The organism is Arthrobacter luteolus NBRC 107841 (assembly GCF_001552075.1).
GTDB lineage: Bacteria > Actinomycetota > Actinomycetes > Actinomycetales > Micrococcaceae > Arthrobacter_B > Arthrobacter_B luteolus.
Genome location: NZ_BCQM01000001.1, coordinates 555,801 through 571,588 on the forward strand (window position 1 = coordinate 555,801; position 15,788 = coordinate 571,588).

General features: G+C 65.8%; 18 protein-coding genes. 4 read left to right on the plus strand and 14 right to left on the minus strand.

Features of this window, described 5'->3' with window-relative positions; genetic code table 11:
- Window positions 1–73 precede the first annotated feature (73 nt).
- Window positions 74–556 carry a Fur family transcriptional regulator gene (locus AL3_RS02560; RefSeq protein ID WP_066296195.1) on the plus strand — a complete coding sequence of 161 codons (483 nt, stop codon included), beginning with the start codon at window positions 74–76 and terminating at the stop codon, window positions 554–556.
- Between the two features lie 39 nt (window positions 557–595).
- Window positions 596–2,086 carry a catalase gene (locus AL3_RS02565; RefSeq protein ID WP_066296197.1) on the plus strand — a complete coding sequence of 497 codons (1,491 nt, stop codon included), beginning with the start codon at window positions 596–598 and terminating at the stop codon, window positions 2,084–2,086.
- A 78-nt stretch (window positions 2,087–2,164) separates the two neighbouring features.
- Here the strand turns inward: AL3_RS02565 and AL3_RS02570 are convergent, their stop codons facing one another.
- Genes AL3_RS02570 through AL3_RS02595 form a run of 6 tightly spaced genes read right to left on the minus strand, consistent with a single transcriptional unit; the run spans window position 2,165 to window position 7,406 of the window.
- On the minus strand, window positions 2,165–3,055 hold the full coding sequence (locus AL3_RS02570; protein WP_066296201.1) for a prenyltransferase: 891 nt from the start codon (window positions 3,053–3,055) through the stop codon (window positions 2,165–2,167).
- The gene (locus tag AL3_RS02575; protein WP_066296204.1) at window positions 3,052–3,387 is read right to left on the minus strand and encodes a lycopene cyclase domain-containing protein; all 336 of its coding nucleotides are present in this window, start codon (window positions 3,385–3,387) and stop codon (window positions 3,052–3,054) included. The genes AL3_RS02570 and AL3_RS02575 overlap by 4 nt, the downstream gene beginning before the upstream one ends.
- Complete coding sequence (locus AL3_RS02580; protein ID WP_066296208.1) at window positions 3,384–3,749, minus strand: lycopene cyclase domain-containing protein; 366 nt, start codon at window positions 3,747–3,749, stop codon at window positions 3,384–3,386. Before AL3_RS02580 ends, AL3_RS02575 begins: the two co-directional genes overlap by 4 nt.
- Window positions 3,749–5,422: a phytoene desaturase family protein gene (gene crtI, locus AL3_RS02585; RefSeq protein ID WP_083521373.1), complete on the minus strand. Its 1,674-nt coding sequence runs from the start codon at window positions 5,420–5,422 to the stop codon at window positions 3,749–3,751. Before crtI ends, AL3_RS02580 begins: the two co-directional genes overlap by 1 nt.
- On the minus strand, window positions 5,419–6,336 hold the full coding sequence (locus AL3_RS02590) for a phytoene/squalene synthase family protein (protein WP_066296211.1): 918 nt from the start codon (window positions 6,334–6,336) through the stop codon (window positions 5,419–5,421). The genes crtI and AL3_RS02590 overlap by 4 nt, the downstream gene beginning before the upstream one ends.
- 2 nt (window positions 6,337–6,338) lie before the next feature.
- Complete coding sequence (locus tag AL3_RS02595) at window positions 6,339–7,406, minus strand: polyprenyl synthetase family protein (protein ID WP_066296216.1); 1,068 nt, start codon at window positions 7,404–7,406, stop codon at window positions 6,339–6,341.
- A gap of 35 nt (window positions 7,407–7,441) precedes the next feature.
- On the opposite strand from AL3_RS02595, the gene idi reads away from it, so the two are divergent.
- Complete coding sequence (gene idi / locus AL3_RS02600) at window positions 7,442–7,972, plus strand: isopentenyl-diphosphate Delta-isomerase (protein ID WP_066296218.1); 531 nt, start codon at window positions 7,442–7,444, stop codon at window positions 7,970–7,972.
- On the opposite strand, the gene AL3_RS02605 is transcribed toward idi, so the two are convergent.
- Window positions 7,920–8,693: a glycosyltransferase family A protein gene (locus AL3_RS02605; RefSeq protein ID WP_066296220.1), complete on the minus strand. Its 774-nt coding sequence runs from the start codon at window positions 8,691–8,693 to the stop codon at window positions 7,920–7,922. The two genes, idi and AL3_RS02605, sit on opposite strands and share 53 nt — an antisense overlap.
- A gap of 102 nt (window positions 8,694–8,795) precedes the next feature.
- Between AL3_RS02605 and AL3_RS02610 the strand changes: the two genes are divergently transcribed.
- Entirely contained in the window at window positions 8,796–9,428 is a 633-nt protein-coding gene (locus tag AL3_RS02610) for a DUF2238 domain-containing protein (protein WP_066296224.1), read from the plus strand.
- A 169-nt stretch (window positions 9,429–9,597) separates the two neighbouring features.
- On the opposite strand, the gene AL3_RS02615 is transcribed toward AL3_RS02610, so the two are convergent.
- The 7 genes from AL3_RS02615 to exaC all read right to left on the minus strand — a co-directional run bounded on the left by AL3_RS02615 (window position 9,598) and on the right by exaC (window position 15,667).
- Window positions 9,598–10,782 carry a TerC family protein gene (locus AL3_RS02615; RefSeq protein ID WP_066296227.1) on the minus strand — a complete coding sequence of 395 codons (1,185 nt, stop codon included), beginning with the start codon at window positions 10,780–10,782 and terminating at the stop codon, window positions 9,598–9,600.
- Window positions 10,783–10,964: 182 nt separating this feature from the next.
- Window positions 10,965–11,588: a nucleotidyltransferase family protein gene (locus tag AL3_RS02620; protein WP_066296230.1), complete on the minus strand. Its 624-nt coding sequence runs from the start codon at window positions 11,586–11,588 to the stop codon at window positions 10,965–10,967.
- Between the two features lie 102 nt (window positions 11,589–11,690).
- The gene (locus AL3_RS02625) at window positions 11,691–11,990 is read right to left on the minus strand and encodes a DUF4193 domain-containing protein (protein ID WP_066296231.1); all 300 of its coding nucleotides are present in this window, start codon (window positions 11,988–11,990) and stop codon (window positions 11,691–11,693) included.
- A gap of 201 nt (window positions 11,991–12,191) precedes the next feature.
- On the minus strand, window positions 12,192–12,566 hold the full coding sequence (locus tag AL3_RS02630; RefSeq protein WP_066296232.1) for a hypothetical protein: 375 nt from the start codon (window positions 12,564–12,566) through the stop codon (window positions 12,192–12,194).
- Between the two features lie 102 nt (window positions 12,567–12,668).
- Window positions 12,669–13,079 (minus strand): DUF779 domain-containing protein, encoded by a 411-nt coding sequence (locus AL3_RS02635; RefSeq protein WP_066296233.1) that lies wholly within the window; start codon window positions 13,077–13,079, stop codon window positions 12,669–12,671.
- Window positions 13,079–14,098 carry an alcohol dehydrogenase AdhP gene (gene adhP, locus AL3_RS02640; RefSeq protein ID WP_246168405.1) on the minus strand — a complete coding sequence of 340 codons (1,020 nt, stop codon included), beginning with the start codon at window positions 14,096–14,098 and terminating at the stop codon, window positions 13,079–13,081. Before adhP ends, AL3_RS02635 begins: the two co-directional genes overlap by 1 nt.
- Before the next feature lie 45 nt (window positions 14,099–14,143).
- Window positions 14,144–15,667 carry an acetaldehyde dehydrogenase ExaC gene (gene exaC, locus AL3_RS02645; protein WP_066296237.1) on the minus strand — a complete coding sequence of 508 codons (1,524 nt, stop codon included), beginning with the start codon at window positions 15,665–15,667 and terminating at the stop codon, window positions 14,144–14,146.
- Window positions 15,668–15,788: the final 121 nt, after the last annotated feature.

The following is a 15,788-nucleotide window of genomic DNA, read 5'->3' on the forward strand; positions in this document are numbered from 1 at the left end:
TACCACCACCCTAACGCCAGCTTAGGCTGTCCTTATTATGAACTAGTCAGAATAAGGGAGTATGCTCTAGGTCATGACTTCCACAGCAGCCTCAGCGGCGGCCACTAACAAGTGGTCGGCCGAGTTGCGTGCACACGGACGCCGGGTGACCAAGCAGCGCCTGGCAGTGCTGGAGGCCGTCGACTCCGCTCCGCACGCCGGAGCGGATGACGTCGCGGCCGCAGTCCGGGCCACCCTTCCGGACATTAGCCTGCAGTCCGTGTACGTAGTCCTGGCCGACCTGACCGAGACCGGACTCCTCCGCCGGATCGAGCCGCCGCATTCGCCGGCGCGCTACGAAACCCGAGTGGATGACAACCACCACCACGCGATCTGCACCGGCTGCGGGCGGATCGAGGACGTGGACTGCGCCGTCGGGCACGCACCCTGCCTGACGCCGAGCGACACCCACGGCATGAGCATCCAGATCGCCGATGTCCTGTACCAGGGCCTCTGCGCAGACTGTGCAGCCAAGGCAGCTGATGCCGGCCCGGACAGCGCAGCAAAGACTTCCTGACCCATCGACTTACCAGTTCATCCACAAGAAAGAGAGAGAATGTCGAACTTCACCACTACCCAGACCGGCACTCCGGTTGCCAGTGACGCACACTCGCTGAGCACCGGTGCTGACGGCGCGGTTGTCCTCCACGACCGCTACCTGGTCGAGAAGCTGGCCCAGTTCAACCGGGAGCGGATCCCGGAGCGCATCGTGCACGCCAAGGGCGGCGGCGCGTTCGGCGAATTCACCGTCACCGAAGACGTGTCCAAGTACACCCGTGCGGCTGTTTTCCAGCCCGGCACCACCACCGAGACCGTGCAGCGGTTCTCCTCGGTTGCCGGCGAGATGGGCTCGCCCGACACCTGGCGCGACGTGCGTGGCTTCGCCATGCGTTTCTACACCTCCGAGGGCAACTACGACATCGTCGGCAACAACACCCCGGTGTTCTTCATCCGCGACGGCATCAAGTTCCCCGACTTCATCCACTCGCAGAAGCGCCTTCCGGGTTCCGGCCTGCGCGACGCCGACATGCAGTGGGACTTCTGGACCAACTCCCCCGAGTCCGCACACCAGGTGACCTACCTGATGGGCGACCGCGGCCTGCCGCGTTCCTGGCGTGAAATGCCCGGCTTCGGCTCGCACACCTACCAGTGGATCAACGCTGCCGGTGAGCGCTTCTGGGTGAAGTACCACTTCACCTCCAACCAGGGCAACCATGAGATCACGGGTGCCGAGGCTGAGAAGATCGCCGGCGCAGACGCTGATTACTACCGCCGCGACCTGTACGAGAACATTGCTGCCGGCAACTTCCCGTCCTGGGACCTGCACGTTCAGGTCATGCCGTACGAAGACGCCAAGACCTACCGGTTCAACCCGTTCGACCTGACCAAGGTCTGGCCGCACGCGGATTACCCGCTGATCAAGGTCGGTACGCACACGCTGAACCGCAACCCGGAGAACTTCTTCGCGCAGATCGAGCAGGTTGCCCTGTCCCCCGCGAACCTGGTTCCCGGCATCGGCGCCAGCCCGGACAAGATGCTGATGGCCCGCATCTTCTCCTACCCGGATGCCCAGCGCTACCGCGTTGGCACCAACTACAACCAGCTGCCGGTCAACGCACCGAAGGCACCGGTTCACAACTACTCGCAGGATGGCTCCCAGCGCCACTTCTTCAACTCCCCGGAGACCCCGGTCTACGCCCCGAACACCCTGGGCGGCCCGGTTGCCGATCAGGGCCTCGCCGGCGAAGGCAGCTGGGAAGACGACGGCGCGCTGGTGCGTTCCGCCGCCACCCTGCACTCCGAGGACAGCGACTTCGGCCAGGCCGGAACGCTCTACCGCGAGGTCTTCGATGACGCCGCCAAGGAGCGTTTCCTGGAGACCATCACCGGTGCCGTTTCCGGTGTGCAGCGCCCGCACATCCGCGAAGCTGCCATCCAGTACTGGACGAATGTTGATCCGGACCTCGGCGCGAAGCTGCGTGCCAGCCTCGCCGCCGGTGAGACCACGGCCAACGAGCAGGCCGAGTACGTGGGCGTCGCGGAGTAATCTGCCCGCCTGGCGCGCAAAGCGGCCGGACCCCGTCCTGGGGTCCGGCCGCTTTGTCGTTAACCGCGGGGCTGTCCGCTAGCGCGAGGGCCAGTACCAAATGAGCAGCATGGTCACCAGGAACCCGGTGAGGAAGTTCAGTTTCAGGAACCGCTTCCAGCCGGCGTTGGCCTGCTCCGAGCCTTCATCGGTGATCGAGAGGAACGGGAGCAGGTTCAGCAGGTACGGCACTGCCAGCAGCGAGCCGAGCAGGGCCGGCCACGGTGCCAGGAGCATCAGCAGCCCGGCGGCCAGGTAGGCTGCGGCGGCGAACCAGACCACGGCCCGGGCTCCCAGGACGGTGGCAATCGAGGAGATCCCGCCTTCCCGGTCCGGCAGCACATCCTGGACTGCGCCAAAGGCCTGGCTGGCCATCCCCCACAGGAAAAATGCACCCAGCACAGCCCACAGCCCGGAGGTGAAGTCCGCACCGGCCAGCACCAGCGCATAGAGGGCCGGGGAGACGAAGTGCGTGCTGGAGGTGATGGAGTCCAGGAACGGCCGTTCCTTGAACCGGAGCCCGGGAGCACTGTAGGCAACGACGGCGAACACGCTCACCGCCAGCACCAGCCAGGAGAGCGGGGAGCCCAGCAGCACCAGCAGCACCAGGAACGGCACGTTGGACCCTATGGCGGCCAGCAGCGTGACCCGGTGGAAGCTGCGGTCCAGCAGGGCGCCTTCCACCCCGCCCTTGCGCGGGTTCCGAAGGTCCGACTCGTAGTCGAAAACATCGTTGATGCCGTACATCGCCAGGTTGTACGGCACCAGGAAATACAGGGTACCGATGATCCAGGTCAGGTCGATCTGCCCTGCGGTCAGCAGGTAGGCCGCGGCGAAAGGATAGGCGGTGTTCACCCAGGACAGCGGCCGGGAAGCGACCAGCAGCATCCGCAGAGTGGATCCGGGGGTTCTGATGGCGGGCGCGCTCATGGGTTTTCCTCCCGAAGGGGTTTGCCGGAACCGAGCAGTTCCCACAGGGCCGGCAGCAGCAGGACGGCGGCCAGCGGATAGGCGAAGTCCTCCAGCGGCGCGAGCCCGAGGAAGGCCCCGGAGATCCGATCCGGATTGTAGCCAAAGAGTCCGGCGGTGATCATCAGGTTATCGAAGACGGCGGTCAGGAGGAGCAGGACGGCGGCGGCGGCGCCCAGCGTGGCGAGGAAAGCCCGGTTGCTGCGGCTTCTCCTGCGCCGGCGGATCAGAGCGGCGGTGAGCACCAGAGCGGCGGGCACCAGAAAGCACAGGTTCAGGAGCCAGTACGTCAACGCTGCACCCCTCCTGGGCTGCGCAGCTTCCCGCTGCGGGACCGGGAGGCCAGACGCGGGCCCAGGACCCGGATCAGGCCGTAGAGCACCATGGTCAGGTAGCAGAGGAAGGCGAGGAAAAATGCTTCCTCGAGCGGGAGGTGCGGTGCCAGTTCCACGCCGAGCATGAACCGGGTCTCCCCCCGGTAGAAGATGTCCAGGCCGATTCCATAGAGGTCCCAGACCAGGAAAAACACCAGGCCCGTCCCGAGCACGACGGCGGCCCGCCAGGGAGCGGCGAAGAAGAACAGCCGGAAGCGGTGGTCGAGCAGCACCATGCAGCCGATCGAGGCCAGCAGGCACAGCAGGTAGAGCGCACCCATCAGGCTGCGCCGTCCGCGGTGCGGGCACCGGCGGTACGGGCCCCGGGAACCGGCTCGGGCAGGGCTTCGGTGCCGGTCTCGCCGCGCAGCCGTTTCAGCACCAGTTCGGCGCTGATCAGGCACATGGGCAGGCCGATGCCGGGGAGGGTGGACCCGCCCGCGTAGAGCAGTCCGTCCACCTTCCGGCTGGCATTGGACCCGCGGAAGAAGGCGCTCTGCTTCAGCACGTGCGCGGGGCCCAGCAGGGTCCCCCGCCACGAGTTGAAGTCAGCGCTGAAATCACCCGGACCGACCGTGCGGCGCAGGGTGATGCGTTCAGCGAGGTCAGGGATGTCCGCCCAGGCGGCGATCTGTTCAATCACGGAGTCTGCCAGCGACTCAAGGCCCGGGTCCCCGGTGCCGTCGATTCCACCGGAGCCAAGCGCTGGGTCGGAGGGAACGGGCACCAGGACAAACAGGTTCTCGTGCCCGGCGGGGGCGGCACCCGGGTCAGTGGCGCTGGGTTTGCAGACATACAGCGAGGCCGGGTCCGGCACCTGGGTGTCCGTTCCGAAAATCTTGTCGAAGTTCGCTTTCCAGTCCCGGGTGAAGAGCAGCGTGTGGTGCAGCAGCTGCGGCAGTTCCCCCTTCACTCCCAGGTGCAGCAGGATGCCTCCCGGTCCCGGTACCCGGCGCTCCCAGTACTTCTCCGGATAGGTCTGCAGTTCTGCCGGCAGCATCACCGTCTCGGTGTGATGCAGGTCTGCGGCGGAAACAACCAGGTCCGCCTCCAGCAGCACACTGGAACCGGCGGCATCGGTGTACTGGACTCCCGTGGCCCGGGGTTTCCCGGTGCCGGAAGTGGTGCGGATCGAAGTGGCGTTGGCGTTAAGCAGCACCTTCACGCCTTCGGCTTCCGCCAGGTCAGCCATCGCCGTGATGATCCGGGAGAAGCCGCCCTGCGGGTAAAGCACTCCGTCGGCGAGATCCAGGTGGCTCATGAGGTGGTACATGCTGGGCGTGATGAACGGGGAAGAGCCGAGGAACACCGCCGGGTAACCGAGGATCTGCCGCAGCCGCGGGTCCGTGAAGCGTTTCGCCACGAAGCTGCTCAACGGCTGCAGCAGCAGCCGCGCCAGCCGCGGTCCGCGGGCCAGCACGTCGCGGCGGAGCAGCGGGGTGAAGGAGGCGAAGGTGCTGTAGAGGAATCGTTTCTTCGCCATGCCGTACACCTCCTCCGCCGATTCGAGGTAGGCAGCCAGCCTGGCGCCGGCACCGGGTTCCAGGGATTCGAACAGGGCTATGTTCTTCTCCCGGGTGGCCTGGATGTCCACCGGATGGCGGTCCCCTTCGAAGTAGACCCGGTACCCCGGATCCAGCTGCACCAGGTCCAGCTGCTCCGCGGCGCTGGTGCCCATCAGCCGGAAGAAGTGGTCAAACACCTCGGGCATCAGGTACCAGGATGGGCCGGTATCGAACCGGAAGCCGTCCGCCTCCCAGCTCCCCGTCCGCCCGCCGATGCTCCCGTTCTTTTCGAGGACGGTTACGTCCAGGCCTTCGCGGGAGAGCAGGGCGGCGGTGGCGATACCGGTAATGCCGGCGCCGATCACAACGGCGGTGCGCGGCTGCGGTGCGCTGCTGCGTTTTGTCCCGTGCCCGGAAGTTTTCCGGCGGGAGGTGCTGGTGCGGATCATGGCGCCCTCTCGGCGTCGGGTGCGGACAGGAACCGTGCGCTGCGGCGCACGCCGTGGGTGAGCACTGCTTCGGCTGCGAGCCGGACCTTAACCGGGTTCGGCACCCGGATCCTGGTGGTGCGCAGCGCTGCGGCCGGAGTACGGCGCAGCCGGCGGGCCAGCTCGGCGAAAAGTTCCTGGGCCAGGTGGACGGCTGCGCGGGATTCCCGGGGAAGCCCGGCAATTGCCGCTCCGGAGACCAGCAGGTCCGCCTCAATGTCGTCCAGGAGCCGGTGCTTGTCCGCCTCCGTGAACGCGTCTACGGTGACGCCCGGGAAATAGCTGCGGCCCAGGGCCTCGAAGTCCTCCGCCAGATCCCGCAGGAAGTTCACCTTCTGGAACGCCGCGCCCAGCCGCTGGGCGCCTTCCCGGAGACGCTTCTCCTCGTCTGCCGGCACCTCCCGGCCGTCCAGGAAACACTGCAGGCACATCAGCCCCACCACTTCCGCGGACCCGTACACATAATCGTCGAAGGACGCCTGGCTGTGCTCCACCCGGTCCAGGTCCGCGCGCATCGAGCGGAAGAACGGTTCGGTCAGGTCCGTGCCGATACCCGTCCGGCGGGCGGTCAGGGCAAACGCATGAACCACCAGGTTCACGCTGTAACCGGTGCGCATGGCCGCTGCGGTCTCCGCTTCCAGACCGTCGAGCAGGCCCCGGATCTGGGCGGGAGGGATGTCAGCGGCAGATGCGACGCCGTCGACAATCTCGTCGGCAAGGCGGACCAGGGCATAGATCGTTTCGATCTGCCGGCGGGTCCGGGGCAGGAGCAGCCGCGACGCCAGCCCGAACGACGTCGAGTAGGCCTTGATCATCACTGCGGCAGTTTCCATGGCGGCCCGGTTGTAGAGGCGGAGCCCGGTTTCGTGCGCCATGCTCACCGGCCCCGGTTCACGGAGGAGGAGACGACGGCGTCGAGCATCGCTGCGAGCCCGGCCGGAAGTTCCGCGCAGTCCAGGTGGCTGCGGGCGCTGGCGGCGTAGTCCGCCGCGAGGTTCCGGGCGTAATCCCGGGCTCCGCAGTCCACCAGGATTTCCCTGGCCCGCTCGGCGTCGGCCGCTCCCATGTCCGGCCGTCCAATGATGCCGGACAGCTCTGCCCAGCGGGGTGACTGGGCGGCATAGGCGATCAGCACCGTACGCTTGCCTTCCCGCAGGTCCCCCATACTGGACTTTCCGGTGGCGCTTTCATTACCGAAGACGCCCAGCAGGTCATCCACCACCTGGTAGGCGATGCCGGTGTCACGGCCGAACCGGCCCAGGGCCGCGACGGCGTCGGGCCCGGCTCCGGCCAGTACGGCTCCGGCCCGCAATGGTGCCTCGAAGGAGTACACAGCCGTCTTCAGCCGTTCCATGTCAAGGATGTCGCCAACCGGCGGAGCACCGGGCTGGAAGGAGAAATCGACGTCGATCAGCTCACCGGCTGCCGAGGCGAAGACCGCCTCGTCCAGGATGCCGGCCAGTGTGTCCCGGGTGAAGGGATCCGTGGTGACGGAGTCCAGCATGCGGAACGCTCCGCTGAGAGCCAGGTCTCCGGCAATGATTCCTACGGAGAGACCCCGGTGCCGGGCCGCATCCGGCGCGTCCCCCGAGGCTTCGGCACGCCGGCGGTACACCCCGGGAACGTTGTCCTGTCCGCGGCGGACGAAGTCGAGGTCAATCACGTCGTCGTGCACGATCAGCGCCGTGTGCAGCAACTCGAAGGCCGCGCCAACCCGCGCCGCGGACGCCAGGTCCCGTCCGCCAAGGTGGGTGTAGGCGGTCATCACGATCCGGGGGCGCAGCCGCTTGCCGCCGGCAGTGGATTTTTCGAGCGTCTCCCAAAGGCTAAGGTAGCTGGGACTGATACGCCCGGCGCGCTCCTTGGCCGCGGCAAAGAACCCATCCAGGACATGTTCCACCTGCTGATGCGCAGTTACCTCGTCAAGCAAGTGTTCTGTGTCCATGCATAAAGTAAACACTCTGATCGTTAGGGGAAGAAATGCCGCAACGCCGGGAAGAGGTCATTCTCGTCGATAACGAGGGCCAAAAGGTAGGTACCGCAGACAAATATTTGGTGCATACAACGGAGACACCGCTCCACCTGGCCTTTTCCACGCATGTCTACTCCCCGGACGGGCGCATCCTCGTGACGCGCCGGGCGCTGGGGAAACTGACCTGGCCGGGAGTCTGGACCAATTCCTTCTGCGGCCACCCGGGCCCCGGCGAAAGCAACCAGGACGCCGTGGTGCGCCGCGCGCAGCGTGAGCTGGGCCTTCAGCTGCGGGACATCGCCGTCGCTGTTCCGGATTTCCGCTACCGCGCGGTGGACGCCTCCGGCATCGTCGAGAACGAGATCTGCCCCGTCTTCACCGCCGTGGCCGAAGCGGATCCGGTGCCGGCAGCCGATGAGGTTATGGACTGGACCTGGACTGATCCGGCGGAACTGGTGCAGGCGGTGCGCCTGACGCCGTGGGCGTTCAGCCCCTGGCTGGTGCTGCAGCTTCCCCTGCTGTACCCCGCAGACGCCTGACCCAGCGCTCCCAAGGAGATTCCTCGCGCCAGTGCACGGCCAGGGTATGGAACGCCCGGCTAAAACGCCGGCGCAGGTTCGCCCCGCCGCTCACGGCCCGGGGAGCCATGCCCACCACCAGGGACCGGTCCCACCCGCACCGGTAGTCCAGGCCCACATGGGCGCTGAGGCAGACGTCGTCGTGCTGTTCCGCATCATCGGTATGGACGCTGGCACGGACGGACTTCCAGACGGCGGCCCGCAGGGCCAGGTTCGATCCGAAGAGCGGACGGTGGGCCAGCGCCAGACGCATCGCCTGGTAGTAGGAGCCCAGGTACAGCCAGGTGATCACCGGGCCGAGCCAGCCCGGAAACCCGTAGAACCTGCCCGGGCCGCTGAGCACGGAAAGCTCCGGTTCGTCCGCAAACCGTTCCGAGATGCGTTCCACCCAATCGGGCGGCAGGATGCAGTCGGCGTCACAGCGCGCAATAATCTCCGCCTTCGCCGCGTCGTAGCCCGCTGCCGCCGCCGCCGGGATGCCCGGGCGCAGTTCGCGGACCACGCGGGCACCGAAACGTGCTGCCACATCGGCGCTGTTGTCGGTGCTGTTGTTGTCCACCACCACAATTTCTGCCGGCTGCCGCGACTGCGCCGCGAGGGAAGCGAGGCACCCTTCCAATGCCGCGGCGTCGTTCAGGCAGGGAATAACAACGCTGACGCCGGACTGCAGTGAGGAAGGCATGCACCAGATTTTACGGGGCAACCGCTGGCAGCAGCGCAACGGGCGGCCGCTGCGGCTAACGGATGCTGTGCCTGCCGGGACGGGCTCGGATACCGTAAATGCATGATCGATTCCCTCCTCCGGCGTCCAGCCGGCAGTGCGGAGCTGGTGTCGGACGCGGTCCGCGCCCTGGGCGCGGCCAGCCTGCTGGCTGCCCTGCTCTGGTACGGGCCGGTGGAAGCTGCGCTGTTTGCCCTCGTGGCCCTGGGACTGCTGGTCTCCCGCGCGCTGCCAGCGGCGCCGCTGTTCTCCTCGCTGTATGGGCTGACCCTGCTGGCGGCAGCCTGGAGCAGCGTATTGGACCTCTACGCACGGATCAGCTGGTGGGACCTTGCCGTGCACTTCGCGGCGGCCGGTGCCCTCGCCGTGATGGCCTGGTACCTGCTGGCGGCCTTTGGTGCAGTCACTGCCCGGTCCAACGGCCGACATCTGCGCTCCTTCATAGTCACCGCCGTCGTCACCGCCCTGGGTCTGGCCCTCAGCGTGCTCTGGGAGTTCGCTGAATGGTGGGGGCATACCTTTGTGGACCAGACCATCAACGTCGGCTATCAGGACACCATGGGCGATCTTGCCGCCGGCGGCCTGGGGGCGCTGCTCTCCGGGTACCTGCTGGAGCGGACACTCCGCCGGTCCCCGGAGGGGGCAGCCCCTGCGTCAGGTGCCGGTGCGCCGCTTCAGCGCCGCTTCCAGTGCTGAGACGAGGCGTTCACGCGCGGAAGCAGCGGCGTCGGCTTCTGATCCGCTGCAGGCCGTAACCAGCAGCAGGCTGGACACGGTCAGGGTTGCAGCGAGCGCTCCGCGGCGGCGCACGGAAAAGGGCCAGCCGCAGCTGGAAAGCTGCGGCTGGCCCTTCCTAGGTGAGTGGCTACTTGCTGGTGTAGCGGGCGTGTTCCTCGTGGGCCCGGGCAACCTCTGAACGGATGTCCTCGATGTCCTTGACCTTGTCCCGGTATTTCTTGTCCATCTGTTCGATCTCCCGTTCCTCCTCGCAGAGAGCCGTGTAGATCCGCTCCCGCTCTGCGTCGTCCGAGGTGTAAGAGAGATCCAGGTAGGCGTTGGCGTGGCGGCGGGCATTGTTGACCGCGGTCTGGGCCTTGCCTGCCGGGCTCACCAGGGACGCGATGATGGTGACCACCAGGATGCCGACGATCACGCTGAGGGAAAGTCCGGTGCTGATTTCCACAACCTGGACGTGCTCGCCGTCGTTGATGAACCACAGGGTGTTCTCATGCAGGGCATGGAGGACCAGCTTCACGCCGATGAACGCGAGGATCGCGGCCAGGCCGATGGACAGGTAGATCAGGCGGTCCAGCAGCCCGTCGATCAGGAAGTAGAGCTGGCGCAGCCCCATCAGGGAGAAGGCCGTGGCCGTGAAGACGATGAAGGTGCTCTGCGTCAGGCCGAAGATTGCCGGAATCGAATCCAGCGCGAAGAGGATGTCGGTGCCGCCGATGGCTATCATCACCAGCAGCATCGGGGTCAGGACCTTCTTGCCGTTCTCAATGGTGAACAGCTTGTCGCCGTCGTAGTGGTCCGTGGTGGGCAGCACACGCTTGGCGATCCGGATGATGAAGTTGTTGGCCTCGTCCTTCTCCCCCTCGGGCTTCAGCAGGTTCCCGGCGGTGATCAGCAGGATCAGGCCGAAGATGTAGAAGATCCAGGAGAAGGAGTTGATCAGGGCAGCGCCCAGGAAGATGAAGCCGGTCCGCGCGATCAGGGCGAAGACAATGCCGAAGAGCAGTACCTTCTGCTGGTCCTCACGCGGCACCCGGAAGCTCGCCATGATGATCAGGAAGACAAAGAGGTTGTCCACCGAGAGGGCTTTTTCCGTGATGTAGCCCGCGAAGTACTCGGTGCCGGCAACGGGACCGCCGAAGACCAGGACCAGGATGCCGAAGATGATTGCCAGGCCCACGTAGATGGCAGACCAGATGGCAGCCTCTTTGAGGGTGGGGATGTGCGCCTTGCGGATGTGGAAGAAATAATCGAAGGCCAGGAGGCCGAGGATGACGATGATCGTCACGCCCCAGACCAAAGGGGAAACCGTCATGGAATCTCTGCTTTCGTAGGGTATGCCAAATGGGCGTAAGTCTCTCCGGCGGCCTCTGGCCACCCGCTGTCCCCGGCTGGGCATCGGTGCCCTACGTGTTGACGAACTACAGCGTGGAAGGATACTCCCCTACGAACGCACCACTCTACCCGATCCACCAGCGCACCCGGGCCCTGCACGGCTTAGGCTCCGGATTCGTTTCCGCTGCCCGGCTCCAGCAGCGCCAGGTCCGCCGGGGTGTCGATGTCACGTCCATCCAGCTCCGAGCCGCAGTCCACCAAGTCCACAAGACCGGGGTGCGCCGCCAGGAAGGCACGCGCACCGGCGTCGCCCAGGGCGGTGGCTGCGGCAGCACGGGCGAGTTGCGGAGCGAACAGCACCGGGTGCCCGCGGCGCAGTCCGCCGCCGGGCAGCCGGTAGCCGGCACAGGAAACGCGGGCCGGTGCCGCATGTGCGAGCATCCGGGCAACAGTCGTCGAGGTGAGGCCGGGCTGATCGGCCAGCGCCACCAGCACGGGTTCCTGCGGTGCCAGGCGCAGCGCTTCCGCCACGCCGGCCCGGAAAGAGGAACCCATCCCGGTTTCCCACTCAGGATTGGTGAGCGGGAGGGTGCCGGAGAGGTCCGCAGCAGACTTCACCCGGCGGGATTCGGCCCCCAGGACAACGATGACGCGCGAACAGCCGCCCTCCCGCAGGGCGGCGGCGAGGTGTTCAATCAGGGGACGGCCCTTGTAGGGCAGCAGCGCTTTGGGGCCAAGGCCCAGCCTGGCCCCGGCTCCCGCTGCCAGGAGGACGGCATTTACCATGCAAGTGACAAAATCACACCGGTGCGTTAACCACAACCGCCGCACCCGGAGCATCCGGTGCGGCGGTGGTTGCCGGCGGCAGCCGGGGGCCGGGCAGAGGACTCAGCCCTCGCAGTCCTTGCAGTACTTGGTGCCGTTTTTTTCCACGGCGAACTGGGACCGGTGGCGCACCAGGAAGCAGGAACCACAGGTGAATTCGTCTTCCTGGGCCGGGACCACCCGCACCAGCAGTTCTTCCCCGGAGAGGTCCGCACCCGGCAATTCGAATGCTTCGGCCGCTTCAGATTCGTCTACGTCCACAATCGCTGACTGTTTGTCAGTACGCCGGGCCTGGAGCTCCTCGATGGAAGCAGTTCCGGTGTCCTCTTCCGCTTTTCGCGGCGCGTCATAATCCGTAGCCATCTACAGGCTCACTCTCCAATGTTGATCGGCGGTTCGATCCAGCTCCCCGATGGTAACCGCTCTGCCCGCAAGCACTGACCGGAAGACGCAACATGTGCGCAATATTGGGCAAAATAGCTCCGGGCATCCAGCTGCCCGCCGGACGGTTCCGGCGGGCAGCTGCAAGTTCAGTTCAGGAGCCTCCGGCCCCGAGAGTTCCGCTTACGGGCGGCCGTCAGGCTGCGGCCGCGCAGGATCCATGGTGGTTCCGCCGCCGGAGGTGTGCGAGTGGTCAGCAGGGTTGGCGGTTCCGGCAACCGAGGAGGCACCGCCGCTGCTGTCCTTGCTGCCACCGGATGACATGCTGTCTTTCGCCTGCGAGGCGGCGTCTTTGGCAGATGCCGCGGCGTCCTTGGCGGCTTCCGTGACCTTGTCCTGAATGCCGGGCGCCTTCTGCTTGGCCCACTCAGTTCCCTGGTTTACGGTGTCCTGCACCTTGGGGTCATTCCACAGGGACTTGATCTTTTCCCGGCCTGCCTTGGAACCAACCAGGTATCCAACGCCGACGCCGGCCAGAAAAGCCATCTTCTTAACCATGGTGTTCCTCATTCCCGCCCCGTCCGAGGCATCATGATGTACCGTCGTCCCGGCGGCCATACAGCCACGGGGGAATTAAACAGCAACCTTACTACTTGATGGCTATCCGGGTACAACCAGCAGGCGGGAGCGGATCAGGAAGCGTTTACCCTCCGGCGCTTCGAGGGAGAACCCGCTCCCCCGGCCGGTGACGACGTCGACAGTCAGGTGCGTGTGCTTCCAGTACGCAAACTGCTCCGCGGACATCCAGAACCCGATCCCTTCGCCGTCCAGCTCGAAGGTGCCCAGCAGTACGTCCGCCTCGGAGGTGATGAAGTCCCCCTCCGGATAGCACATGGGCGAAGAGCCGTCGCAGCAGCCGCCGGACTGGTGGAACATCAGCGCCCCGTGCTGCAGTCTCAGCGTCCGCAGCAGCTCCCGGGCCGCCGCCGTCAGCCCTACCCGGGAGGAGGTCTCCCCGGGCAGGGCCGGCGCGGCGTCCAGGACCGAAGCGGTTTCCTGGGAGCCGTCCATCAGTACTGCAGCACCACCCGTCCGTCGACCTTCCCGGCAGCAAGTTCGTCCAGCACGGTATTGATCTCGCTCAGTTCCCGGGTGCTCACCTTCGGATGGATCAGGCCCCGATCATAGAAATCGATCGCTTCGGCCAGGTCCTGCCGGGTTCCGACGATTGAACCGCGGATGGTCAGGCCCTTGAGCACAATGTCGAAGATCGGTGCCGGGAAATCACCCGGCGGCAGTCCGTTGAACACGATGGTTCCGCCGCGGCGGGCCATCCCGATGGCCTGGCCGAAAGCGGACGGGTGAACGGCCGTCACCAGGACAGCGTGCGCGCCGCCGACCTGTTCCTGGATAGCCTGGACCGGGTCCTCGTTGGAGGCATTGACCACCACCTCCGCACCGAGTTCCCGGGCAAGCTGCAGTTTGTCTTCCGCAATGTCCACTGCCGCTACGCGCAGGCCCATGGCTTTGGCATACTGCACCGCCACATGGCCCAGTCCGCCGACCCCGGAAATCACCACCCACTGGCCCGGCCGGGCCTCACTCACCTTCAGCCCCTTGTAGACGGTGACCCCGGCACAGAGCACGGGGGCAATTTCCACGGGATCGGCCCCCTCGGGAATACGTGCTGCGAACTTTGCGTCCACCAGCATGTACTGGCCGAAGGACCCGTTGACGGTGTAGCCGCCGTTCTGCTGCTGCTCGCACAGGGTCTCCCATCCGGTGCGGCAGTATTCACAGACGCCGCAGGCGGACCAGAGCCAGGCGTTGCCCACCATGTCGCCCACCTTGATGTCGGTGACACCCTCCCCCACGGAGACCACTTCGCCCACCCCCTCATGGCCGGGAATGAACGGCGGTGACGGTTTGACCGGCCAATCGCCGTGGGCGGCGTGGAGGTCGGTGTGGCACACACCGGAGGTGACCAGCTTGGCCAGGACCTGTCCGGGGCCGGGGCTGGGGATTTCAATGTCCTGGACCTCAAGGGGATCACCGAGGCCGGTGACTACTGCTGCCTGCATGGATTCCATCTCGTTCTCTCTCTTGACGGGCTAACGGTGTGGACGTGTGAAGGCTTAGAAGAAGCCCTGCTTGGATTCTGCGTAGCTGACCAGGAGGTTCTTGGTCTGCTGATAGTGGTCCAGCATCATGGAGTGGTTCTCCCGCCCGATGCCGGAGGACTTGTAGCCGCCGAACGCCGAGTGTGCCGGGTAGGCGTGGTAGTTGTTCACCCACACCCGGCCCGCCTGGATATCCCGTCCGGCACGGTAGGCGGTGTTGCCGTCCCGGGACCAGACGCCGGCCCCCAGGCCGTAGAGGGTGTCGTTAGCTATCGTGAGGGCCTCGCCGTAGTCGGAGAACCGTGTCACGGACACCACCGGGCCGAAGATCTCTTCCTGGAAGATGCGCATGTTGTTCGTACCTTCGAAGACAGTCGGCTCAACGTAGTAGCCGCCGGCCAGGTCGCCGCCCAGGATGTTGCGCTGCCCGCCGGCCAGGACCTTCGCCCCTTCCTGCCCCGCGATGTCCATGTAGGAGAGGATTTTCTCCAGCTGATCATTGGAGGCCTGGGCACCAACCATGGTGTTGGTGTCCAGCGGATTGCCCTGGATCATCTGCCCGGTGCGGGCCAGGGCATCGGACATAAAGCTGTCGTAGATCGATTCCTGCACCAGGGCGCGGGACGGACAGGTGCAGACTTCGCCCTGGTTCAGCGCGAACATGTTGAAGCCTTCAAGCGCCTTGTCGTAGAACGCGTCATCACGCGCGGCGACGTCGGCGAAGAAGATATTCGGGCTTTTGCCGCCAAGTTCCAGCGTGACCGGGATGAGGTTCTGGCTGGCGTACTGCATGATCAGCCGGCCGGTGGTGGTCTCGCCGGTGAACGCGATCTTGCGGATCCGCTTCGACGAGGCCAGCGGTTTGCCGGCCTCCACACCGAACCCGTTGACGACGTTCAGCACACCGGCGGGAAGCAGATCGGCAATCAGTTCCATCAGCACCAGGATTGAGGCCGGTGTCTGTTCGGCCGGCTTGAGCACGACGGCGTTGCCGGCAGCGAGCGCCGGTGCCAGCTTCCAGGTCGCCATGAGGATCGGGAAGTTCCAGGGGATGATCTGGCCCACCACGCCGAGGGGCTCGTGGTAGTGGTAGGCGGTGGTGTTGTCGTCGAGCTGGGAGATGCTGCCTTCCTGCGCCCGGATGGCTCCGGCGAAGTAGCGGAAGTGGTCAACTGCCAGGGGCATATCCGCGGCCAGGGTTTCCCGCACCGGCTTGCCGTTGTCCCAGGTTTCGGCCACGGCCAGCATTTCCAGGTTGTCCTCGATGCGGTCTGCGATGCGGTTCAGGATATTCGCCCGCTCTGCCACGGAGGTTTTGCCCCACGACGGGGCTGCCTTGTGGGCGGCGTCGAGGGCCAGATCGATATCCTCCGAGGTGCCGCGTGCCACCTCGCAGAAGATCTTGCCGGTCACGGGTGAAACGTTTTCGAAGTAGCCGCCCTTAACCGGGGCCACCCATTCTCCGCCGATCCAGTTTTCGTAGCGGGGCTTGAATGAGACGAGGGCATCGCTCTGCCCGGGCTGCGCGTATACGGTCATGACTAACTCGCTCCTTATCTTCGACGACGCCGGTGTCGTTTCGGTCGGTGCAGTGAACCGTACGCCTGCCCACGTTGCATCTACGTAGCAGCCCTCACACCCTGCCGCAGCGGTGTGGCAT